The sequence below is a fragment of the Enterobacter sp. GER_MD16_1505_Eko_090 genome (assembly GCF_003331015.1).
Lineage (GTDB): Bacteria > Pseudomonadota > Gammaproteobacteria > Enterobacterales > Enterobacteriaceae > Enterobacter > Enterobacter roggenkampii.
Genome location: NZ_PUQF01000001.1, coordinates 232,700 through 256,897, shown reverse-complemented (window position 1 = coordinate 256,897; position 24,198 = coordinate 232,700). Strand labels below are relative to the sequence as shown.

The window sequence follows — 24,198 nt, the reverse complement described above, 5'->3', positions numbered from 1 at the left end:
TGACGGAGGAGACAAAAAAAAGCCCCTGCACGGGGGCAGGGGAAAACTCATGTCAGAGCTTATTAGAATTTAGTTGAACACCATCCCACCATCGATGAGCAGAGACTGGCCTGTCATGTAGTCAGAGTCCGGTCCTGCCAGGTATGAAACGCAGGCGGCGACATCTTCCGGCTCGGACAGGCGGCCAAGCGTAATGCGTTTGGCAAAAGTCTCGGTTCCGTAGCCGAGCGGTTTACCCGCCGCCTCAGAGACCTGACGGTCGATCTCCGCCCACATCGGCGTTTTCACGATGCCCGGGCAGTAGGCGTTAACGGTGATCCCCAGCGGAGCAAGATCCCGCGCGGCGGTCTGAGTTAGGCCGCGCACCGCGAATTTACTGGAACTGTAGACGGCCAGTTCCGGGTTACCGGTGTGGCCCGCCTGGGAACAAGCGTTGATGATTTTCCCGCCGTGCCCTTCTTTACGAAACGCGTCAATCGCGGCCTGAATGCCCCAGATCACCCCTTTCACGTTGATGTTGTAGACCTTGTCGACAATCTCCGGCGTGATGGATTCGATTGGCGTGGACGGCGCAACCCCGGCGTTATTGACGATCACGTGGAAACCGCCCAGCGCGGTGCGGGCTTTCTCCACCGCCGCAAATACCTGCTCGCGGTCAGAAACGTCTACCTTCACGGCGACGGCGTTACCGCCGTTACGGATAATTTCATCGGCCACGGCTCTGGCCGTTTCCGCGTTATAGTCGGCGATGGCGACGGCAAAGCCATCCTTCACCAGGCGAAGCGCAATCGCTTTACCAATCCCCTGGCCTGAGCCTGTTACGAGAGCAACTTTTTGCATTTCTCTGTCCTTATGTTGAGTCACAAAATCTGGCTGAGATGGAGCTGGCCCATCAGCAGCGGGTTATCGCTGTAGTCGACGGGAATGGCCACCACGGCCGGGCCATCCACATCCATCGCCGCGCGCAGCGTGGGTTCGAGCGCGTCGGCGCTCTCCACGGCAAAGCCTTTCGCGCCAAAGGCGTCGGCATAGACTTTGAAATCGACCGGGCCGAACTCGACGCCGGAAAGACGCTGGTATTTTTTCTCTTCCTGAATGGCAACCATGTTGTAGCCGTTATCCACCCAGATGATGTGCAGCACGTTAGCGTTGAGGCGCACCGCGGTTTCCAGCTCCATGCTCGACTGCAGGAAGCCGCCGTCACCGGAGACCGACACCACCTTGCGGCCCGGGTTGACCAGCCACGCGCCAATGGCCCACGGCAGCGCGACGCCCATGGTCTGCTGGCCGTTAGAGATCATCACCTGGCGCGCCCGGAAGCTGTAGAGGTAGCGGGCGATCCAGATGTGGAAGCTGCCCATATCCACGGTAAGCGTCACGTCGTTATTCACGATGTCCTGCATGGCCCGCACGATGCGCAGCGGATGCAGGGCAAACTGATTAAGCGAGGCGCCGCGGCGATCGAGCAGATCGCGCTGATGCTGGCGGTCGACCAGAATTTCGGAGGCCCGCTGGCTCAGCTCAAGCTTGTGATCGATACGGTTCGCAAGCTGATTCAGCGTTTCGGCGATGTCACCCACCAGCTCCAGATCCGGCACGTAGTTACGCTCTTCATAGGCAGGCAGCACGTCGATGTGCACCAGCGTGGCGTCGCCGCTGTTCCACATGGACGGCTCGTACTCCACCGGGCTGTAGCCGATGCAGATAATCAGGTCCGCCAGATGGAGCAGCCTGTCGCCCGCCTGGTTATTGAACAGACCGACGCGTCCGGCGAAGCGGGTGAAGTGTTCTTGGTTCACCGCCCCGGCGGCCTGATAGGTGCTGGTGACCGGAATACGGCTTTTCTCCAGCAGCGTGCGCAGCGCCGCGCTGTTGGCGGGCTGGCTCGCCATCAGCCCCAGCAGGATGACCGGGTTTTTGGCCTTTTCGATAAGCTTCGCCACGTCATTGATAGCGGATTCCGGTGCGGGGCCCATCAGCGCGGGACCGCTGGCGGGTAAAATCGCCCCCGTGGCGGGCTGGTCAACAATGTCCTGCGGCAGGCTGACGAACGCGCCCCCCGGCCTGCCGTGCTCGGCGGCGCGAAACGCATTCGATACCACCTCGGCAATCGCGTCCGGCGCACTCACCTCCACGGCGTATTTGGTGACCGGGCTGAACATGGCGACGGTGTCCATGCTCTGGTGCACCAGCTTCGCTTTATCCGCCCGCTTCACCGCCCCGCCCAGCGCCACCACCGGGTCGCCTTCGCTGTTGGCGGTAGCAATGCCGGTGATCAGGTTCGAGCAGCCCGGCCCGGAAGTGACCAGCGCCACCCCGGCCTTGCCGGTCAACCGCCCTACCGCCGCCGCCATAAACGCCGCGTTCGCCTCGTGACGCACCGGGATGATCTCAATGGAGGAGTCCAGCAGAGAGTCAAAGACCTTGTCGATTTTCGCCCCCGGGATCCCGAACACCTGCTTCACGCCCTGCGCTTCCAGCTGGCCGACAACCAAATCGGCGCCGTGCGCCCACTGACGTGACTGTTTCTCACTGTTCACGGTAGTTCTCCTGTTAGTTTTCGACGGCACGGATCGCCGCATCCAGATTGCTGGGGTGAAGGTTGGCCTGTAAAAAGGCGCTGTCGGCGGGCAGGTCAATCATCAGCTTGTGAATTTCACCGAAGGTGAGCACGCCGCTCTCCAGCTGGTAGTCAAGCAGATGGCCCCCGCCCTGACGGTCGTCGGTGATGAAGTGTTCGTGATAGCCCGCCACGTTGATCCCCTGCATATGCTGCGGCGTGCGGAACCCGACCAGCACCCCTTCGCGCTGGTTAAAGCGGAACACCGGCTGGTCGTCCAGCACGTCGGTCATCGCGCGGTACGGCGGCGTCTGGCGCGGTACGGTGCGGGTGTGGGCATGGCGGAAGTTGCCGTCAATGCGCAGCGCGCAGAACAGGTTATCGGAGGGGATCTGCTGGTCGATGACGTCGTGGATCTGCTGACGGCTGACCGGCGCGTCGAAGGTTTTACGGTACTGCGGCTGGAACCAGGTCATCACCGCGAACGGCGTTTTCTGCTCCGGCTTCGCGGCCCGGGCGCTGCCGTCGGCGCGCAGCTGGTACACCTGGCTGCTGAAGGCAATCATTTCGCCGTCCAGCTCGTTGAAGGTGCCCAGACCAAAATCACCGTGTGCCAGCAGATCGGCGATGGTGGTCTCCCCCTCGTACACGCCGCTTAGCAGGGCGCTCATTAGCGATGTCTGATAGATCACGCTGTCAGGATGCTGGGCGGAGAACCCGCGCAGGGTCTCGCACAAGCTGGCTTCACAGCCGCAGGCAGATGAATGCACCATCATGCTCGTCCTCTTCAACTTTATTTAGAAAGGTTAAATAAATGTTGACCCGATTCAGCAGAGAGTTCCAATATAGAAACCATGCTGGTTTGAGACGTTTTAGATATGGAACTTCGTTATCTGCGGTATTTTGTCGCGGTTGCACGCGAGCGACACTTCACCAGGGCGGCCGAAGCGCTGGGTATTTCGCAGCCTCCTCTGAGTCAGCAGATCAAACGGCTCGAAGAGGAAGTGGGCACGCCGCTGTTCAGGCGCCTGACGCGGGGCGTGGAGCTGACCGAAGCGGGAGAAGCCTTCTACGAGGACGCCTGCAAGATCCTGGCGCTGAGCGACGCCGCGCTGGAGAAAGCCCGCGGCATCGCGCGCGGGCTGAACGGTAACCTGTCGATTGGCATCACCAGCTCCGATGCTTTTCATCCCAAAATTTTCGCGCTGATTCGCCAGTTTCAGGTGCAGAACATGGCGGTGCAGGTTCACCAGGTGGAAGCCAATATGTCGTCGCTGACGACGATGCTGGCGGAGGGCGAACTGGATATCGCCTTCGTGCGCCTGCCGTGCGAGAGCAGCAAGGCGTTCGAGTTAACCATCCTCGATCGGGAGCCGATGGTGGTGGCGCTGCATCGCGACCATCCGCTGGCGGCGTGCGATTCGCTGGCGTTAGAGCAGCTTCGGGATACGCCAGTGGTGTTGTTCCCGCAGGAGGTCGCGCCCGGCCTGTACGACCGGGTTCACGGCTGCTGCGAGCGGGCCGGGATCGACGTGCAGCACGCGCTGCAGTCGTCACAGCTTTCATCCTCCCTGAGCATGGTTTCCGCGGGCGGCGGGTTTGCGCTGGTGCCGAAATCGATGGCGGCCATTTCTCCGCCGAATGTCACCTACCACGCGCTGAGCTCGCCGGAGCTTTACACCGATATCGCGCTCTGCTGGCGGCGCTTTGAACGCTCGCGGACGGTGAAGCGGTTTCTGGCGATGATGAGCGAGGGGTAGCGGCCGGTTTGGTTGGTGGTTTTTGTAGGCCGGGTAAGGCGTAGCCGCCACCCGGCAATGCCCTTCTGGAAGCCGTCTCGCAAACCTGCAAGCAACCTTATGTAATTCAGGGTTATCCCCTTTCCATCCATTTTTCACCGCCGTAAAGTGCCTGCGTTGCGGCCCATCCGTAACCGGGCGTAGGAACCCGTTAGCATAAAGCGATATTTTTTGTCGCGACAGCGCATATCCCGTTAGAATCACGGTGGCGCTGACGGAGCAGTCGAAAGGCTGGCCGTTTTTCTTTATGCACGGTATTCCTACCTCCGTCAGCGCTACCCCCCTCTGAGCGTAGGAACTCATCGGGCGGTTAACATTTTTTGCATAAAGAGGATGCCTTATGGCTACTATCCCTGGATTTTCTTACGCGCTTACTGAAGAAAGCGCTGTTTATCACCTTCTCCACCTACAACTTCCCGATTCTGCGGATCTCTTTGAACTGGCTGACGCCTGCACTGCGTATGTGAGCGTATTGGTGGAAAATGATGACGCGGTGACGTTTGCCACGCTCTGCAAGCGATTGCTGGCTGTGCTGAAGCGGCTACGTGAGTGCTGCGATGCCGAACTGCCTTCGTATCTGGTTGAACAATTGATCGCAGGGGAAAAGATTACCTCCTGCGTGCCAGACTGCTGGCAGGAGACGACGCTGCAAGTGGACTATGCCGTGGCGTTAACGCTGGCGTTGATGAGCGGGGCACTGCCTGCGAGCGTGGCGAAAGAACTCGTCGGGCTATTGCATGATATGGTCTGGCTGCTGGCGGAGTTTGTGAAGGAGCCTTATATAACGGCGCACTGATGCGGGTGATGGGAGGTCGGGGTTCTGCTGGATAAAAAGCGGGATTTCGGCCTTACGCAGAGTACAGCGCTGTTTGTTGAATGTCCGTTAAGAGTGATCAGCAGACATTTCAGTGCAAGTTCGTCGACTAGCCATCCCATGACTGAAAAATTAACGTTGCGTGCCGGGTGACATATGCGGTTGTTAGAGGAAAGCGCAGGTAGGATTTCAATCATGCGCGACGTGCCATTCCACGAATAACCGACTGAGGTGAATTGATGTGTGCAATCAAGGAAGAATTAGAGACATTAATTGTTAGGAGGCGATAATGTCGTTGAAAAAGTATCCCAAAACGGTACTCATAGTCGTTCACATATCAGGCACGACGTTTAAAAGGAAGTTCCCAGCGCGGGTGCGCTAGGAACGATTGAATGCCCCATGGACGTTGGCCGATCCTTATCGTTTCCACCAACAGCAGAAGTGCCAACATAAACGTCCCGCCTATTTTAACCCGATTTATATATTAATTTCTGGGTAAATAGTCATTTTTTTTCTTCATCACTTACTTTTAACTTGCTATTTCCAAAGCTTAAACTGCTACCAGAGATGTTTTTTAGTATTATTTCATAAGGATGTTTAGCAGTTTTTTCTCGCTCAGAACGAGATACGCATATAATTTTAATTAATTCGATGTCGCGTTCATTTAAATCTGACCCTTTTTTATACTTAATGAAGAAATCTTTGATGTCATCCTTTTTTTGTTGATCTTCTAGTATTGCCATTATAACGGCCGTCCTTGAATAACAGGACTTTATTACAAATAGGACGAACAAACTAAGACCAAAATACAAGCAGGCAATAGTTATTCTAACTTCATAAGATAATTTATCAAGCCATATGAAACCACATATCACTGAAATAGTAGATATAAAGAATAGATTGATAAATATCATGCGAGTGGTTTTTGCACTAGAATACTCCTCTTCAAGATAGTTGTTTAAATTTTTCAGTTTTGGTTCCGTTTTTCCTACAGGACCGCTCCTTTCTATCGTTATGTCTTTCCCTTTATTAATATATAAAAAACTAGAAAGGATGGAGTATGTCACACCAATCGCACTGATATTAGTAAAAAATCTTTTAATATAATATTTCTTTTCTTTAAGGGGCAATGAATTTATAAATTTTGTTGAATTGTACAAAATGAAGACAAAAACCATGATTAACACAATAAAAAGGAATGTTAAAAATATTTTTTCATTATCAAGTTCGTTGATATTTATATTTGGAGTCATGAGCTTGGATTGTTTAGCTAAAAGGTTCTCTTATTGTGCCCTCAACAGGTGTAAATGGAAAGCACGATCATTTGAATTGATCAAAAAACACACAACATAAATTTTCAACATAGTGGCTCAGCAAAGTCAAGGTTGTAATCTTGCATAATCTTTTCCCCCTGAACTGTTTCAGAAATGAATACGAGTTGAGGTAGTTCAAAAGTGCCTTTCATTGCTTCCATCAATCAACAATCTAACAAATCTCCTTATAATCATAAGACGTATGTTTAGCTACTCGCAAAATGCCTATCAGTGGCAAATGGTAGATGCAGAGAATCTATAAGGCTTGGTTAGTCGAGCATAGGAAGATGGCCTTTCAAATGAAGGTAAGTGATATTACCAACGTCTGCTCTTGGCACAGGGCTGCTGTCGCAGCCCATGATAACCTCAAACCTTGATCGATTCAGATAGCTCCAGCGCATCATCGAGTTCAATGCCCAGATAACGAACCGTACTTTTCAGTTTCTTGTGGCCCAGAAGGATTTGGATCACTCTGAGATTCTTTGTTTTCTTGTAGAGCAGGTATGGTTTTGTTCTTCTCATAGAATGCGTGCTGTAAAGTGAGTCTTCGAGATCAAGCTTTGCTATCCACCCATGAATAATTTGGTTGTATGGCCGGGTTGATATGTGTTGGCATATACCGACCCAAGACCGGAACAGGAAGTCTTTACTGCGCAAATGGCCAAGCTTTATCAAATTAGTAACAGCTTCTCGTGTCCCATTGGTTATCTCAAATTGGACAGGCCTACCGGTTTTCTGTTGCAATACCGTTGCTCTGCTTGAAACAGAACCGGCATATGCAACATCTGATACTTTGAGTTTGACCAGATCACGGCCCCATGGCTTACTGTCCAAAGCCATGTTAAACAGAGCTAGATCGCGTGTTTTAACTTCCAGTTCAAGTCTAATCCGGATCCCCCAGATATGAGATATCTGAAGTGGACTTTTCTGACCGATGATACGGTCTTTGTTCCAAGGTAAGGTTTTCATACTTAAATCTCCTGCAATGTGGGTGATTTGAGTATGGTCGTCCCTCAAGAGCGAGGAGCGGATCTTCAAATAATTTATAATAATGGCTATTTTTAATAGCGTAGTATTAAATGAGTGCGCTGCGTATAAAACACTTTAAAAATGAAAGCGCATGATTTATCATGGTAATTAATAACCACACATCCTTATTATCTATTAAATAGTTGAACATAATTATGCGAAAGGAATTATATATTATACGGAAGGAAAAATTAGAGATCGGAGATGTAATTTTCACTTCTGAGAAAAGTTTTATAAGTTGGTTCGTGAGACTGGTTACATTTAGTAAATTCTCTCATGTGATGTTATGTGTTAATGGCACTATAATTCATTCTGTAAGTGGTGGAGTATATGCAAAAAACATCCAGCGGATACTATTTAACAAACCCAATGAGGTAAAGATATTCAGGCCAAAAAAAAATTTAACCGCTGCGGAAAAATCTAAAATTTGTGAATATGCAAGAAATAAAATTTTATCAGTATATGCTTTACTTGAAACTATTTACGTTGTAATTCCGTTTACAAATACAGCCAGTAAAAAACAATTTTGTTCCAGACTAGTTGCCCAATCATACAAAGCAGCAGGAAGAATAATTGTTAAGGACCCAAACTACTGTAGTCCAAAACAAATAATGAAGTCTGAGTTTTTTTATGAGGTAATCGATTGCATAAAAATTGCCAGCGAAGAAGAAATTGCGTTTTCAAAAAAATTCAACCCAATACAACTGATTGAAAATAGTACCATATCCATGATAAAAGAAGTGAGAAAATTATATGGTAAAAAAATACAAACAATTCATGATATAATTAAGCTTCTAATAATTCACCCCGAAGCAGATGATTCTGTTACTTCGTCAGCACATAAATTTGGTTACTTTGTACATGCTCACTTTGACTTAAAAATAAACTCATGGAGATATGGTGTAAAAGATTTTTTGAATTACGTTAATTCATTAAGCTTAAATGATGATGAGATCAATGAGCTAGCACATGATATCTATTATATTGGAGCTGATACAGCTGATGTACATGCTAATGAGTTTTATATATACAGCATTCTATATGAAAAATATAAACTTAGTTTCTTCTATGAAAGTATGAAATTATACAGGAAACTTATTGACACTGATGTTTTAAGAAAAAACACCGCCATTTCTATATTATCAAGATAGATATGTTAAGCTAATAAAGAGATGTTTAAATATCAATTCCTTCTACCAAGCGCTATTTTATAGTGCTTGGTTTAAAAAATTTAGAGTGTTCAGTTATATTAATACGCATTACTCCTTACGGTTATATAAAATAAAGAATAGTTAAGTGTTAAATTTTAACCATTCACTTTTTCTTGATTATAAACCAATCGTTTTAATTTTGGTACTTTTCCGTTTTAGATTCTTTATATATTCCATATGATATTAGTAGAGTCCGCTTTTGGCACAAAGCAGACGTATCTTACACAATCACCTCTTATTATGTTCGCACTCATTAAATGAGCACCGCTATCACGAGCATATGCAAACTGCGGTCCATGACAGTTGCCACATTCTCAACCCGCCAACCATCATATATAATGTTTCCAACCTGGAGAATGAATTATGCAGCAACCATCAAAGTGGCAAACGATCTGACAAGCGAGCTCCCTTCCTTAGGCTCGAGCACGTCGCATCAAGATTATGAGGATGCTCTGGGGTTGGTGGAGTATCTGATTGAGCATGACTCCGATAGCCCGCGGGCAGAAGAGCTAACTCATCTAGTGTAGTTAGAAATATTCATGCGGATCATCTACTAGACGATCCGTATAATCATTACCTCATGTTTTTCCATCAAAAAACATGTACCCTAGCCATAAAAATAATCATAGAATGCATTAAAACCTTCATTACCGATAAGAGGCACAATTCTTTTCCGCAACTCATCAATAAAGTCATCTTTCACTTCGTCATTATCATCTGCTATATCAAAGATATCGTATTGACCATATACCAAATCAATAAGCTCAGCTAATGAAAATATAAATCCAGAGAGACTGCCAGCTATTTTAAATGGTTCAATTACATCATAACTAGCATAGACAGAGGTATTCCCTTCATCGATAACCGCAATTATAGGTTTACCTCCACCTAAATCATCACCAAAAACAAGATAATTGTTTGGTAAGTATTCATAACCACTTTGAGCCTTCGAGAGCTCACTGACAGAATGAATTTTAATTGGCGTGAAGCCTGTTTCAATCTTTAACTTTTCAGGATTAAAATTTTTATATAAGTAATCAACATCTGTTGAACGAGGTAAGTTGGACGGGAATGTATTATCCAAGTCATTAATTGTATTGAAACTCCCGGACAGCGAGTATTTTTTGCAAACAGCAACAAGTTTTTTTAAAGACTCTTCAATTTCACTCATAACAATACCTCACATTCAGCATATTCATTGATATTATTGACAGCTCTTCAAATTCTTACGGGTAAGATTACGGTCTATCAAACGTCCTTTACCTGGAGTCTCATAGCTGCCACGGTGACCTTGTAGACCATGTAAATGCTCATCATAGCCGCTTGGATGATTAGCATTCTGGAGAAATACAATATTCCTTGGATCACCTTGCCATTTCCCTCCCAGAACACCATTACCTTTCACACTATTGATATGATGGCCTGTATAACCCATTTCGGACATAACCGACGATAATTGGCGATTATTTTTTGTGCTTAATATTACTTCGCGTTCAGCGGCCGTCCAGTCTCGGCTTCCACCACCAGCCGCAACTAGTTCCCTTTCTTCTCCCCATGCTCGGCTTATTGCTGTCGCCCTGGCTCCCGGCTGCGCGCTAAGGGTGGGATCTGGTTTATAACGAACTAAACCTTGCGCAGAGAGTCCCCACGGATCAATCCACCCCAACGGATTCGGCGCATACTGATAAAGGTTCCACCCACCATTCAACCCAATCGGATCCTGCACGATAAACCGCCCGACCTGCGGGTCGTAGTAGCGGAACAGGTTATAGTGCAGCCCCGTTTCACCGTCAGCGTACTGCCCGGCATAGCGAAGCGGCTGGTGTGGCATTGCCGTGCGATTCACAAGCCGTGAGAACCCTTCGCTCTGATGGCGCACCTCGCCAAAGCTGCCGTACTGGCCGCTCCAGCGCACCGCGCCGCGCTCGTCGGTTATTTCCAGCGGCGCGCCGTTCAGGTCGGTGTTGAACCAGTAAATTTCACCGCTGCTCTGATCACGAAGGTGATCCACCCGCGCCAGCGGGCTCCAGGCCTCATTCGGGTCGTATACATAGGTGCTGCACAGCCCGCTCTCCTGCTGCTCCTGCAGCAGGCGGTAGCCCTGCCACAGGAAGCGGGTGTCGGTGGTGCCGTGCGTCGTGGTGACGATTTTGCGCGTGCGGCGGCCCAGCGCGTCGTAGTGATAGCGCGCCTCAAACCGCCCTTCCGGCCCGGTTCCCCGGGCGGACACCAGACGGTTCTCGGCGTCATACGCATAATGCTGTTCATACAGCCCGTTGCGGCGGCTGACCAGGTTGCCCCAGTGGTCGTATTTCATGAACAGCGCCTGCCAGTGCTGCAGGCGGTTATCCGTGACCGATACCGGATCGTCACTGGCGGCGAGGTTATCCGCGGCGTCGTAGCTGTACTGCGCGCGGCTGTGCCCCTGTCGGGCCTCGTAGTGCTTCAGCAGACGCCCTTCGGCATCGTAGCCGTAGTCCACCTCTCCGCGCAGGGTGTCGCTGACGCCGGAAAGCTCGCCGCGCGCGGTGTAGCGATAGAGGCGTTCCAGCAGCGCCTGCTCCGGCAGGGTCACGTCCGTGTTCAGCTCGCTGCGCTGCAGGGTCACGTCCGTGTTCAGCTCGCTGCGCTGCAGGGTGCGTCTGCCGAGGCTGTCATACTGACGGAACTGCTCGCGCGCGCCCTGGGTGCGGCGCACCTCGCGGTGCAGGCGGTCGCGGGTGAACTCGGTCACCAGCTGCTGCCCGAAGCGGATGGCGCTGACGTGGCCGGAGCCGTAGTGCAGCCAGGCCAGCTTTTGCTCGCCGGGCAGGGTCAGGCCGGTCAGGTTGCTCAGGGCATCCCATTCGTAGCCCACCGCGCCGTTAATGCCGGACTCACTCAGCACGCGCCCGGCGGCGTCGTGGCGGTAAGCGATCTCATCGCTTTCGATACCCAGGGCAACGCCTTCGGCCGTCGGCGTGCGGCGAATGCGGGTGATCTGGCCGCTCAGATCGCGGAAGTAGCGGTACTCCGCGTGGCGCTGGGTGCGCCCGATCAGCAGCCCGCTGTCGTCATAGCTGAACTGCTGGACGCGCCGGGCGATGCCGCCGTCGGCGGCAGGCCGGCCGTTTTCTTCGAGCACGCAGAGGAACCCTCGCGCGTCCCATTCCATATGGCGCACGGTCTCGTCCGGGCGCGTTTCGCTGAGCGGGCGGCCCACGGCGTCGTAGGTGAAGCGGTATTCCGCCCCGTTGCCGTTATCGAGTCGCAGCAGGTTACCGCGCGGGTCGTAGCGCCACTGGCGCACGCGGCCAATACGGTCGGTGAGGCTGACCGGGAGGCCGAGCGCGTTATAGGCCCAGCTAACCTCGCTTTCCAGCGGGTCGCGCCAGCCCGTGAGCTGGCCGCGTTCGTTCCACACCAGCGACTCGCGGCTGCCGTCCGGATGGATCACGGCGCTCAAAAGTCCGGCACGGCTCCACTCCCGGCGCGTGATGTTCCCTTCCGCATCCTCACTGGCAATCAGCTGCCCGAATCGGTCGTAGGTGAAGCGGGTCACGCTCCCGGAGCAGTCGGTGCGCTGCGTCAGCAGCCCCTGGTGGTTCCAGACCAGGCGCACCACGCCGCCGATGGCGTCGGTGATGCTTTCCGGCAGGTTTTCTTCATCGTCGGGATAGCGATACGCGGTGGTGCTACCGACCGGGTCGGTTTCCGACAGCAGGCGACCGCGAAGGTCGTACATGGCCTGCGATGAGGTACCGTCCGGGTAAACCGTGCGGGTGATGCGGTCGGTCAGGCGATGCCAGTGATACTCCGTGCGGCGGCCCGCCGGGTCCGTCTCGCTGGTCATGCGGCCGTATTTGTCCCACGTGCTGCGGCGCATCGCGCCGCCCGGCAGAATGACGTCGCAGAGCTCGCCGTCGCGGTAGACAAACGTCGTCTGGCGACCGTCGTAATCCGTGAAGCGGGCAACGTTGTCGTCGTCATCCACCAGCCAGTGCGCCTGCGCGCCGTCTTCGCGAGTCGCACGGCGGGTGCCGTTATCAAAATCGTATTCGAGCGTCAGCTGTTCGCCGCCGCTGTGGCGGAAGCCGACCACGCGCGGCAGGCCGTCAATCTCCCGCCAGCGATATTCGCTCAGCAGGCCGTTGGCGTCCTCGTGGGCGCTCATCAGCCCGTCCTGCCAGCGGAAGCGTCGGCGCACGCTACCGCCCCGGCCGGTCACACAGACCAGCTGGCGCTGTTCATCATAATCGTAACTGACCAGACAGATCTCGTCATCCAGCCAGGCGCCGAGGAGCCTGTCGCGATCGTAGCGGCAGACCACGCGCTGGCCCGCGCTGTCGGTCAGGGCATGCAGGGTTTGATCCGCATTCCACTCGAAGAGGATCTCGTTGCCGCAGGGTTCAGAGATGCGCTGGAGCAGCGACGGGGCATCATCCTTAAGCGGCGCATAGTGCCAGCGATCGCCGCTGACGTCATACACCGACCAGCTGTCGTCCTGGTGATGTTCAAGCCAGTTTTTTTCGCTTTCGCAGTAGGTGCGCAGCCCTCTAGGGACCTTCGGGAAGGCGACGTAATCGCCGGACGGCGCGCGCCACACCAGCCCGTCCTGATAATGCTCCAGGCGGCTTTCCCAGAACAGGCTCCAGCCGCGGCCCAGCACGCTGTCGCCGGGGTTGCCGCTGCGCCAGTAGCGCTGCCAGCGCACCGGCAGGCAGGAAGGAAGAACGAAATCAAGCTCATCATCCCCGCTGAGAAACTTCTGTCCGCTGACGATATCCACCGGGCGAGCGATGATCCCCGCGGCCGCCACGCCGGTCATCAGCGTGCCGGCGCGACAGGCGATACGGGCCAGCTTGTTGATACCGGGGATTTTGCCCAGCAGCTTAGAGAGCGCCCCGACTTTACCCGCGGCACCGCCCCACCCGCCAATAAGCCCGGCGAACAGCAGGGTAAGATCGGAGACTTTGTAGAGCCACTCGGGGACTTCAGACTGAATGGGCAGGGTTTGCTGCGGGTCGCCGCCGATAATGACGTTGTTCGAACCGGTCATCACCTTCGCGTCGCAGGTGGTGCGATCCCCGATGCGGGCCGCAGGCAGGCCGTTGATTGAGACCCGCGAAGAGCCTTCGGCCATCTGCTGCGAGCCGTCGTCAGAGCACTTCACCGTGCTGTCTGTTGCCATGGCTGCGGGTTTACCATTGATATACACATTGGGCGAGCCGGAGGTGATGACGCCTTTCTTCGTCATGCTGGATGCCCCGGCGTCCGCGATGCTGTCCCGGGCGGCGGTTGCCAGCTCCCCGGTGTAATACCCCACGGCCAGGCTGGCACCGACGAGCAGGACGCCCACGCCAAGACAGGATGCGCCGAGGCCCGCTATAAACATGGCCCCCGCCAGAATGCCCCCGGCGGCGGCAATCAGGCCACCGACAATCGTTCCGGCAATCATCCCGGCCAGCGCACCGGAGTGGCCGATATCATCACCAACGCGTGCTGCTTCAAACATAACAACGGTCCCTGAAGTTAATGGTGGAAGCGGAAGCTCCTGAGAAGATCGCCAAACAGCGCGCCGTCGGCATCGCCCAGCGCGCGGGTGCAGGTCATGGTGAACACCAGAATGTTATCACCGTCGACGTTAAACACGGCCTGCTGCTGCCAGATGCGTTTCCCGTCGCGCAGGTAGCTGGCATGGACAATTTCACCCAGGGAAAGATTATCGCCAAGCGTAGCGGCGCTGCGCTCACCCTGCTTCCAGCCCTTGATGTGTTTTTCCATCAGGGCAAGCTGGCGATCGATATACGCGGCAAGCGCTTCGCCGGAATTGAGGGCATCGCGGGAGATGTTGAACGCCGGCGCATCCGCAGCGGGCGGCGCGAATACGTTGACGGTACGATCCTGATAACCCTCAGGAACGCTGATCAGTCCTTCACTGAAAAGGCACTGCGAATGTAGTTCTGACATTGAGCGGGTCCCACCACATATTTTCAGAAGCGGCAAGTTTCGCATATGTGTTTAAGGCTGACTATCCCCAGATTATTGCCCAACGCCAGCCCTCGCCGAACGGAAAAACAGTAACCGTTAACCCGGCCCCTCGCTCCCCGCCGCCAGCAGCGGCACCACCACGTCGCTGATGGGCACCGCAATGCCGTGTTTGCGGCCGTAGCGCTGGATCACGCCGTTGCGGATGTCCCACTCCATCGGGCGATCCGCCTGACGGTCAGCGAGAATCGACGTGCCGAGGTCCTCAGGCGCGCGCTGAAAGTTCGCCAGAATCTCCTGCGCCACGTCATCGGCCAGCTTCGCCCCCTCGGCGCGGGCGACAGTAAGCCCCTCGCGCAGGTAGGCCAGCGCAAGCTCGCTGATATCCTCGCGCCTGAACATCCCGGCGCGGCGGTTAGCGAGCACCATCAGCCCGGCGACCGCGTTTTGCAGCAGCTTGCGCCAGGCGACGGTGGGGAAATCAGCCGAGAGTTCAACTTCACAGCGCGTACCGCGAAGCGCTTCGACCACCCGCTGCGCCTGCGGCACGTCCGGCAGCGTCAGGCGCGGCTTCGCCCGTAGCCAGACGGAGGCATCCGGCTCGCGCTGCGCCGGGAACCAGACCACCGACGGCAGCACCGTTGCGCCACTGACCAAAGGCTCAAGCTGCGCCTTCTGCTCTACGCCATTTTGCAGCGCGCAGACCACGGTATTTTCATCGCAAAGGGCGCGCAGCCACCCGGCGCTGTCGGCATTTTGCGTCGTTTTTACCGCGATAAACACGAGGTCAACGGGGCGCGTGATGGCAGTCGGATCGGTGAATACCGGACCGGGCACCACCGTTTCACCCTCATCGTGACGCAGGCGTAATTCCGGATGCGCGGTGCGTCCGCAGAGCAGCGGCGTGCGGCCCGCGTCATGCAACACCGCGGCAATGGTGGTGCCAATCGCACCGGGACCAATCAGCGCAATGGTTGGATAGTCAGACATGTGTCACTCCCCTTTTGCTAAGCCTGCTATCAGTTATACCACCCTGAGACGAGCGCGCCACACCCGTTGTCTATACTCAACATTCACAGACAACGGAGTGCGCCATGCCTTTACCTGATTTTAAATCCTCTGAACCGTTCACCCTTGGCATCGAGCTCGAACTGCAGGTGGTTAACCCGCCGGGGTACGATCTCAGCCAGGACTCCTCCGCGCTCATCGCCGCCGTCAAAGACGACATCAAAGGCGGTGAAGTCAAACACGACATCACCGAAAGCATGCTCGAAATCGCCACCGGCGTGTGTCAGACCATCGACCAGGCGGCGGCGCAGTTCTCGGTGATGCAGCAGAGCATCCTGCGCGCGGCGGCGGAGCAGCATATCCAGATCTGCGGCGGCGGGACGCACCCGTTCCAGAAGTGGCAGCGTCAGGAGGTGTGCGACGACGAGCGCTATAACGTCACGCTGGAGCGCTTTGGCTATCTAATTTTGCAGGCGACGGTGTTCGGCCAGCACGTGCACGTCGGCTGCCGGACCGGGGATGACGCCATTTACCTCCTGCACGGCCTGTCGCGCTTTGTACCGCACTTTATTGCCCTGGCGGCCGCCTCGCCGTACATGCAGGGCACGGACACGAAGTTCTCCTCGTCGCGGCTCAACATCTTCTCCGGGTTCCCGGATAACGGCCAGATGCCGTGGGTCAACAGCTGGCAGGAGTTCGAAGGGCTGTTCCGCCGCCTGAGCGCCACCAGCATGATCGACAGCATCAAAGATCTGCACTGGGATATTCGCCCCAGCCCGCATTTTGGCACCGTGGAGGTGCGAGTGATGGATACGCCGCTGACGCTCGGCCACGCGATTAACATCGCCGGGCTGATTCAGGCCACGTCGCACTGGCTGCTGACCACGCGGCCGTATAAGCATCAGGAACGGGATTTTCTGCTCTACCGTTTTAACCGTTTTCAGGCGTGTCGCTACGGGCTGGAGGGGATCCTGACGGACGTGCACACCGGCGAGCACAAAACCGTGGCGGAAGATATCGCCTGGCTGCTGGAGCAGGTGGCGCCGTCGGCCGAGAAGCTCGGCGCGACAAGCGCAATCAATGAAATTGCCCTGCTGTTAAAGCAGGGCAAGAGCGAGGCGCAGCGCATGCGGGACTTTATCGCCGACGGCGGCTCGCTGATTTCTCTGGTGCAGAAGCACTGCGAGCTGTGGGCGACGAGTCCGTAAGGCCGTGGCCCCACTCCCGCAGGCGCTGGAACAGCACGAACAGCGCGGGGATGAACAGAATCCCCACCACGGTCGCTACCAGCATGCCGCTGAACACCGTGGTGCCGATGATGCGGCGGCTCTGGGCGCCTGCGCCGGTCGCCAGCATCATCGGCAGAACGCCGATAATGAACGACACGGCGGTCATCATCACCGCGCGGAAGCGGCGCGAGGCCCCTTCCCGCGCGGCATCGACAATCGCCATTCCGTCCATACGCCGCGCGCGGGCAAACTCCACGATAAGAATCGCGTTTTTGGCCGCTAGTGCGATCAGCAATACCAGACCAATCTGCACGTACACGTCGTTGGCGTAGCCCGTCATCCACAGCCAGACCAGCGCCCCGCCGAGGGCGAACAACACCGAGAGCATTACGCTCGCCGGAAGCGTCCAGCTCTCGTACTGGGCGACGAGGAACAGCCACGCCATCACCACCGCCGCCAGCACGATCCAGATCGCCTGATTGCCGGTCTGCTGCTCCTGATACGACATGCCGCTCCAGGCGTAGTCGTACCCCGCAGGCAGGCTTGCCGCCAGAATTTCGCCCATCGCCGCCATGGCGGTGCTGCTGCTCACCCCAGACGCTGCCGAGCCGCTCACCGACACCGACGGGAACTGGTTGTACTGCTGGAGGAACGGCGCGCCGACGGTCGGCGTGATGGTGACGAGGTTGCTCAGGCGCACCCGCTCGCCGCTGTTGCTGCGCACGAACAGCTCGCTGATTTGCTCTGCACGCTCGCGCCACTGCATCTCGTTCTGCATCACCACGTGGTAGACGCGGTTGTTGATGCTGAAATCCCCGGCGCGGGTGCCGCCAAAGGCGGTTTGCAGGCTGCTGAAGATGCGCGATACCGGCACGTCGAGGCGGGCGGCGCGCTCGCGGTCAACGGTCAGCGTCAGCTGCGGCACGTTGCTGCTCCAGGTGGTGAACACGCGGCTCAGCTGCGGGTGCTGATTGGCTTTTATCAGCACCTCGCGGGCGACGCGCTCCAGCTCCGCCGGGCTCTGCCCCGCCTGAGACTGGATACGCAGGTCGAAGCCCGAGGCGTTGCCCAGCCCCGGCAGCGTCGGCGGCGCGAAGGTCATGATGGTCGCCTCCGGCAGGGCCAGCAGCTGGCGCTGCAGGGTACCCATCACCTCATCCAGCGGCGGACGCGCGCTCCAGTCTTTGAGCATGATGGAGATAAACCCGCCGTTGGAGGCGCTGGTGCCGTTGAGGATGTTAAACCCGGAGACCTGAATCACGTCTTCCACCGCCGGATTTTGGGCGATCAGCTCCCGCGCGGTGGTCATCACCGCTTCGGTGCGCTCCAGCGAGGCTGCCTCCGGCAGTTGGACGCTGGCGAAGAAGTAGCCCTGATCCTCCTGGGGCAGGAAGCCCTTTGGCATCGACATGAAGCTGAATACCACCACCGCCGCCGCGCCTGCGGTGGCCAGCAGCGCCAGCCACGGACGGAGGTTGAACACGCTCACGATCCGGGTGTAAAGCGTGCGCGTGGCGTCCAGCCCGCGGTTGAACCCACGGAAAACGGCGGCGGGCTGTGCCGGGCGCGGACGCAGCAGCATCGCGCACAGCGCGGGCGTCAGGGTCAGCGCCACCAGGCTTGAGAGCGTCACGGCCGTCGAGAGCGTCACCGCGAACTGGCGGTACAGCTCGCCGACAATCCCCGGCAGCAGCGCCACCGGCAGAAATACCGCCAGCAGCACCAGCGTCGTCGCGATCACCGGCCCGGCAATCTGGCGCAGCGCCAGCGCGGTTGCCGCCGTGCGGCTCTGTCCTTCCGCCATCAGCGTTTCAACGCTCTCCACCACCACGATGGCGTCATCCACCACCATGGTCAGTGCCAGAATAATGGCAAACAGGCTGAGCGTGTTGGCGGAGTAGCCGAGCGTGTAGAGCACCGCGAAGGTGCCCACCAGCGACACCGGAATGGCGAGGGCGACAATCAGCGTCGCGCGCCAGCTCTGCAGGAACAGGGAAACAACGATAACCACCGCCAGCATGGTCAGCGCCAGCGAGACGCCGATCTCTTTAATGGTGGCGGCGACAAAAGAGGTGGTGTCGAATTTCACCTCATAAACCAGGTCGTCCGGGAAGCGCGTTGAGAGGCGTTCCAGCTCCGCGCGTACCGCGTCGGCCACGCGCAGGGCGTTGGCGGACGGCGTCGGGTAGATACCCAAATAGGCGGAGTCGTGCCCGTTCAGCTGCGCGCCGGAGCTGTAGCTGCGCGAGCCGAGCTCGATGGTGGCGACGTCCTTCAGGCGCACCAGCTGGCCCATCTCCCCGGCGCGAATAATGATGTCGGCAAACTCGTCGGCCTGGCTTAAGCGCCCCAGCCCGTTGATGGTCAGGGTCTGCTGCTGGCCGTTAAACACCGGCGGGGTGCCCACCTGGCCGGCCGCGCCCTGTACGTTCTGCTCGCGCAGCGCCTGCGCCACGTCATCGGTGGTGACGTTCAGGGCGTTCATGCGGTCCGGGCGCAGCCAGATGCGCATGCTGTAGTCGCGCGCGCCGAACATCTGCACCTGCCCCACGCCGGGCAGACGCGACAGCGCCTCGCGCACCTGGGTGCTGGCGTAGTTGCTGACGAACAGCGGCGTGTGGGTATTATTCGGTGAGTAAAGACTTACCCCCATCATCAGGTTGGTGGCGCGCTTGCGCACCTGCACGCCGTTTTGCTGCGCCTCGGTCGGCAGCTGCGCCACGGCCTGCGCCACGCGGTTTTGCACGTCGATGGCGGCAAGATCCGGATCGGTGCCCGCCGCAAAGGTAATGTTCAGGCTGTAAGTGCCTTCGTCCGAGCTGGTGGACTCCATGTAGAGCATATGGTCCACGCCGTTCAGCTGCGTCTCCAGCGGCGTGGCGATGGCCTCCGCCACGTCGGCCGAGCTGGCGCCCGGCCAGCTGGCAGAGACGTTCACCACCGGCGGCGCGATCTGCGGGTACTGCTCCACCGGGATAATTCTCAGCGCAATGGCCCCCAGCAGGGTGATGACCAGCGCAATCACCATCGCGAAGCGCGGGCGTTTGATGAAAAACGTCAGCATGATGGCTCCTTAATTGAGTATCTGGACGGCAGCGCCGGGCTGCACGCGCTGCGCGCCGTCAGTAATCGCTCGCTCACCGGGCTTCACGCCGGAGGCAATCTGAAACTGCTGGCCGATCTGCCCGGCCACGTTCAGCGGGCGCATTTCGGCGTTGCCGTCGGCATTAACCACCCAGGCAAAGAAGCCGTCGCCGTTCTGCTGGACTGCGGCGGCGGGGAGGGTCAGCACCGGCTGATCGCTTGCCGGGCGCAAATAGACATTCACGTTGCCGCCGGGCAGCAGCTGATGGCGCGGATTGGCAAACTCGGCGCGCAGCATCACGCTGGCGGTGCGCGGGTCAACGCGGTTATCCACTGACGCCAGCTCGCCGCTGACGCGCTGGCCGTTGCTGTCGATCAGCGCCTGCCAGGCACGCTTCATGGCGTTGATATCCGCATGCTGTCCGGCTTTGGCGGCAAACGCCCCCTCTTCCAGCGCAAAGGCGATGCGGATCGGATCAAGCTGCACCACCTCCACCAAAACGCCGCTCGCCGGGTTGACCAGGCTACCCTCGTGGAAGCTGCTGTGCCCCACGCGGCCGTCAATCGGCGAGGTGATGCGGGTGTAGCCCAGGGTGACGCGGCGGGCGTCGAGCCGGGCCTTCGCCTGCTCGAGAGCGGCGCTGGCGACGTCGCGCTGCATGCGGGCGTTGTCCACGTCGTGGCGGCTGATGGCGTTGCTGCTGCCGAGGCTTTCAAAGCGGGAGAGCTGCTGCTGCGCCTGGCGCAGCGTGGCTTCGGCGCTTTTCACTTCGGCCTGCGCCAGGCGCAGGGCGGCACGCGGCTCGGCGTCGTCCAGCTCAAACAGCACGTCGCCCTTTTTCACGTACTGCCCGTCGCGGAAGTGGATTTTGGCAATCGTGCCCTCCGTGCGTGCGCGTAGCTCAACGGTGTGAATGGCTTCGATACGGCCCGGGATCTGGCGCTCGGCGGCGTGGGCGGTTTGCTCCACGGTGGCGACGCGAACGGGAATGGCGGCGAATGCGGGTTGCAGGGTACTGACAAGAAGTGCTAACAGGACCGGGAATTTCATGGGAGTACCTCAGCGTTGTTTCTCCCCCCACCCCGGCCCTCTCCCCTGTGGGGAGAGGGTTAGGGTGAGGGGTAAGGTTTTCGTTATGCAGCCTTACGGAACCTGCGGGTCAGCCGCTTCTCGATCTCGACGACGAAGAACATCACGCCTGCAACGGCCAGGGTCACAAACCAGTAGCGCAGCGGCAGCGCTTCGGTACCGAACAGCATCTGCATAAACGGCAGGTAGATAATCGCCGCCTGGAGCAGGAACAGCACGCCCGTCACCAGCCAGATCCCTTTGTTCGCCAGCAGACCGCGGTTGAGGGAGAACCCTTCGGTGTTGCGGCAGTTAATCATGTACACCCACTGGGCGCAGACCAGCATCTGCAGCAGCACGGTGCGGATGAACTCCGCGCTGTGGCCGCGCGGGGCCAGCCAGGCTTCCAGCGCAAAGGCGGCGATGGCAATCATGGTGCCGACGAAGGCCACGCGCCAGACGGCGTAGGCGTCCATCACGTGCTGGCCGGTCTGGCGCGGCGGACGGCGCATGATGTTGCGCTCGGCGGCTTCAAAGGCCAGGCCGAAGGAGAGCGTGGCGGAGGTCGCCATGTTCATCCACAGGATCAGCACCGGCGTCAGCGGAATGATGTTCCCCGCCAGCAGCGCAATCACAATCAGCAGCCCCTGCGCCAGGTTGGTCGGCATGATGAACAGGATGGTCTTCTTCAGGTTGTCGTAAACGCGACGCCCCTCTTTCACCGCGCTGGCGATGGTGGCGAAGTTATCGTCCGTCAGGACCATGTCCGCCGCCTCTTTGGTCACTTCCGTGCCCTTAATGCCCATCGCAATACCCACGTCCGCCTGACGCAGCGCCGGGGCATCGTTCACGCCGTCGCCGGTCATGCCGACAATTTCACCTTTGTCCTGCAGCGCTTTCACCAGGCGCAGCTTATGCTCCGGGCTGGTACGGGCAAAGATGTCATACTTCACCGCGGCGTCCGCCAGCGCGGCGTCGTCCATCTTCTCCAGCTCATAGCCGGTGACCGCCTGCTCGCTGTTGCTGATCCCCAGCATCTGCCCGATGCTCATTGCCGTCTGCGGGTGATCGCCGGTGATCATCTTCACGCGGATCCCCGCCTGCTGGCAGGCGTTAATCGCGTCAATCGCTTCCGGACGCGGCGGATCCATCATCCCGGCGATGCCGAGGAAGATCAGACCGTGGCTCAGATCGTCGTGCGTCAGTTCCTGCTCGCCGTTCGCCGACTTGAACGCCGCGGCGACCATGCGCAGCCCCTGACGCGCATAGCGCTCCATCTCGCTTTCCCAGTATGCGCGGTTGAAGGCTTCCGCACCGTTGCGGGTCTGCTGCTCGGCGCACAGGGCGAAAATGACGTCCGGCGCGCCGGTGATCAAAATCTGCTCCTCACCGCCAATCTGGTAGTGGGTGCTCATGTACTTGTACTGCGAGTCGAACGGGATTTTGTTAACCAGCGTGGTCATCACCGGCTCAAGGTTGGCCTTCGCCGCCAGCACCTTCAGCGCGCCCTCGGTCGGGCCGCCGGTGATGCCCCACAGCCCGCGATCGTCCTGAATCAGCTGGCTGTCGTTACACAGGTCGATGGTGCGCAGGTACTGCTCCAGCACGGTGCCCGGCTGGATGTGGACCGGCTCGTCGCTGCCTTCCAGGTAGAGGTTGCCCACCGGCTCGTAGCTGTTGCCGTCCACGCGGTAGCAGGCGTCGGCGGTGATGATAGCTTTGACCGTCATCTCGTTCATGGTCAGGGTGCCGGTTTTATCCGAGCAGACCACGGTCATCGCGCCAAGCGTTTCCACCGTCGGCAGCTTGCGGATGATGGCCCGCTTGCGCGCCATTGCCTGCACGCCCAGGGAGAGGATGATGGAGATAATCGCCGGCAGACCTTCCGGTACGGAGGCGACCGCCAGGCTAATCAGGGAGAGCAGCAGCTCGCCCATCGGGATCTCGCGGAACGCCAGGCTGAAAACAAACAGCGCGGCCATCATCGCCAGAATAATCGCGAAGATCGCCTTACCCAGCTTGTCCATCTGCACCAGCAGCGGCGTACGGTGCTTCTCGATACCCGCCATCATCTGGTTGATGTTGCCGAGTTCCGTATCCTGACCGGTGGCGGTGACCACGCCGATGCCGCCGCCCGCGCTGACGGTCGTCCCGGAGAAGACCATATTGGTGCGATCGCCCAGCGGTAATTCGCCGCTCAGCGGATTAACGTGTTTATCCACCACGGTGGATTCACCGGTCAGAATCGCCTCTTCCACGCGTAAATTATGCGCTTCAATTAAACGCATATCCGCCGGAATACGATCTCCCGCGCGTAATACAATAATATCGCCCGGGACTATTTCAGTTGTGGGAATTGTTTCATGGTTGCCGTTACGAATAACGCGCGCCTCGCTGGCGAGCATATTACGAATACTCTTCAGGGATTTTTCCGCGTTGCTTTCCTGAATATGACCAATTAAGGCATTGATTACCGCCACGCCCAAAATAACCAGCGTATCGACCCAGTGGCCCATTACTGCCGTTAATACGGCGGCGGCCAGCAGGACATAAATCAGCACATCATTAAAATGGGCCAGGAAACGCAGCCAGGCGGGTTTGCCTTTTTTCTCCGGCAGCGCGTTCGGCCCTGTTTTTTGCAGACGCACCTGCGCCTCTGCACGGTCCAGACCGCTGGCCTGGCTCTGCGCGTGAGCAAGCACCTGCTCTACGGTCTGCTGGTATGCCAGCCCGCCGGAAGGCGGCACGTTCGGAATCACTTTTTTTTCAGTCATCGTATTTTTCCTTCAATTTCCGGTGAACAGAAGCCTGAATTCCTTTCGGGCTTAAATAAATTCATTTTAAAGTCTTGCGGGTAAAATTGATCTACCGCAATATAATGACTTCTCGGTTATTCAAAACTGATTAAAACTATTTCGATGATCTGATTTTTACAAAATATTTCTAAACCAAAACTAAACGAGGGGGAACCATGTGGGGTATTTATCGCGGGCGCAGACTGGTGTTATACGTTATCGCGGCCATTGTTATTGCCACGTTAATTGGTTATAGCACCTATACATTTGTAAAATTATTTTCGTGAGACGGACGTTTATTTACACTACGCGATAATTAT

The 24,198-nt window shown here is 56.9% G+C and carries 16 protein-coding genes; 4 read left to right on the top strand and 12 right to left on the bottom strand.

All coding sequences use genetic code 11. The features are described 5' to 3' along the window. Window positions 1–69: 69 nt before the first annotated feature. The 3 genes from C6A40_RS01205 to budA are packed head-to-tail and all read right to left on the bottom strand — an operon-like array spanning window position 70 to window position 3,333. Entirely contained in the window at window positions 70–840 is a 771-nt protein-coding gene (locus tag C6A40_RS01205) for a (S)-acetoin forming diacetyl reductase (RefSeq protein WP_008499406.1), read from the bottom strand. A 20-nt stretch (window positions 841–860) separates the two neighbouring features. Further along, window positions 861–2,582 carry an acetolactate synthase AlsS gene (gene alsS, locus C6A40_RS01200; protein WP_205735844.1) on the bottom strand — a complete coding sequence of 574 codons (1,722 nt, stop codon included), beginning with the start codon at window positions 2,580–2,582 and terminating at the stop codon, window positions 861–863. After that, window positions 2,554–3,333: an acetolactate decarboxylase gene (gene budA, locus C6A40_RS01195; protein ID WP_102135176.1), complete on the bottom strand. Its 780-nt coding sequence runs from the start codon at window positions 3,331–3,333 to the stop codon at window positions 2,554–2,556. The genes alsS and budA overlap by 29 nt, the downstream gene beginning before the upstream one ends. A gap of 105 nt (window positions 3,334–3,438) precedes the next feature. Here budA and C6A40_RS01190 point away from each other — a divergent pair, with 105 nt between their 5' ends. Together C6A40_RS01190 and C6A40_RS01180 are read left to right on the top strand one after the other, a co-directional pair. Next, on the top strand, window positions 3,439–4,320 hold the full coding sequence (locus C6A40_RS01190; protein WP_021242639.1) for a LysR family transcriptional regulator: 882 nt from the start codon (window positions 3,439–3,441) through the stop codon (window positions 4,318–4,320). 379 nt (window positions 4,321–4,699) lie between these two features. Next, on the top strand, window positions 4,700–5,155 hold the full coding sequence (locus tag C6A40_RS01180) for a hypothetical protein (RefSeq protein ID WP_045335442.1): 456 nt from the start codon (window positions 4,700–4,702) through the stop codon (window positions 5,153–5,155). Window positions 5,156–5,676: 521 nt separating this feature from the next. Here the strand turns inward: C6A40_RS01180 and C6A40_RS01175 are convergent. Next, window positions 5,677–6,426 (bottom strand): hypothetical protein, encoded by a 750-nt coding sequence (locus C6A40_RS01175; protein ID WP_045335441.1) that lies wholly within the window; start codon window positions 6,424–6,426, stop codon window positions 5,677–5,679. Window positions 6,427–6,852: 426 nt separating this feature from the next. Beyond that, window positions 6,853–7,455 carry a tyrosine-type recombinase/integrase gene (locus tag C6A40_RS01170; RefSeq protein ID WP_045335440.1) on the bottom strand — a complete coding sequence of 201 codons (603 nt, stop codon included), beginning with the start codon at window positions 7,453–7,455 and terminating at the stop codon, window positions 6,853–6,855. A gap of 215 nt (window positions 7,456–7,670) precedes the next feature. Here C6A40_RS01170 and C6A40_RS01165 point away from each other — a divergent pair, with 215 nt between their 5' ends. Next, window positions 7,671–8,666: a YiiX/YebB-like N1pC/P60 family cysteine hydrolase gene (locus C6A40_RS01165; protein WP_072050932.1), complete on the top strand. Its 996-nt coding sequence runs from the start codon at window positions 7,671–7,673 to the stop codon at window positions 8,664–8,666. 667 nt (window positions 8,667–9,333) lie between these two features. On the opposite strand, the gene C6A40_RS01155 is transcribed toward C6A40_RS01165, so the two are convergent. The 4 genes from C6A40_RS01155 to C6A40_RS01140 form a co-directional block, all read right to left on the bottom strand. Continuing rightward, a complete protein-coding gene (locus C6A40_RS01155) occupies window positions 9,334–9,897 on the bottom strand; it encodes a hypothetical protein (protein ID WP_045335438.1) in 564 nt (187 codons plus the stop codon). A 33-nt stretch (window positions 9,898–9,930) separates the two neighbouring features. Then, window positions 9,931–14,220, bottom strand: coding sequence for an RHS repeat-associated core domain-containing protein (locus C6A40_RS01150; RefSeq protein ID WP_058657627.1), 4,290 nt, complete (start codon window positions 14,218–14,220; stop codon window positions 9,931–9,933). A gap of 17 nt (window positions 14,221–14,237) precedes the next feature. Continuing rightward, window positions 14,238–14,675 carry a DcrB-related protein gene (locus tag C6A40_RS01145; RefSeq protein ID WP_021242647.1) on the bottom strand — a complete coding sequence of 146 codons (438 nt, stop codon included), beginning with the start codon at window positions 14,673–14,675 and terminating at the stop codon, window positions 14,238–14,240. A 117-nt stretch (window positions 14,676–14,792) separates the two neighbouring features. Continuing rightward, window positions 14,793–15,683 carry an oxidoreductase gene (locus tag C6A40_RS01140; RefSeq protein WP_045335436.1) on the bottom strand — a complete coding sequence of 297 codons (891 nt, stop codon included), beginning with the start codon at window positions 15,681–15,683 and terminating at the stop codon, window positions 14,793–14,795. A gap of 104 nt (window positions 15,684–15,787) precedes the next feature. On the opposite strand from C6A40_RS01140, the gene C6A40_RS01135 reads away from it, so the two are divergent. After that, entirely contained in the window at window positions 15,788–16,909 is a 1,122-nt protein-coding gene (locus C6A40_RS01135; RefSeq protein ID WP_021242649.1) for a YbdK family carboxylate-amine ligase, read from the top strand. On the opposite strand, the gene C6A40_RS01130 is transcribed toward C6A40_RS01135, so the two are convergent. The 3 genes from C6A40_RS01130 to C6A40_RS01120 form a co-directional block, all read right to left on the bottom strand. After that, window positions 16,839–19,994, bottom strand: a complete 3,156-nt coding sequence (locus C6A40_RS01130) for an efflux RND transporter permease subunit (RefSeq protein ID WP_045335435.1) — start codon at window positions 19,992–19,994, stop codon at window positions 16,839–16,841. The genes C6A40_RS01135 and C6A40_RS01130 overlap by 71 nt on opposite strands. A gap of 9 nt (window positions 19,995–20,003) precedes the next feature. Next, entirely contained in the window at window positions 20,004–21,065 is a 1,062-nt protein-coding gene (locus tag C6A40_RS01125; RefSeq protein ID WP_045335434.1) for an efflux RND transporter periplasmic adaptor subunit, read from the bottom strand. An 83-nt stretch (window positions 21,066–21,148) separates the two neighbouring features. Beyond that, window positions 21,149–23,857 carry a cation-transporting P-type ATPase gene (locus C6A40_RS01120; protein ID WP_045335433.1) on the bottom strand — a complete coding sequence of 903 codons (2,709 nt, stop codon included), beginning with the start codon at window positions 23,855–23,857 and terminating at the stop codon, window positions 21,149–21,151. Between the last annotated feature and the right edge of the window lie 341 nt (window positions 23,858–24,198).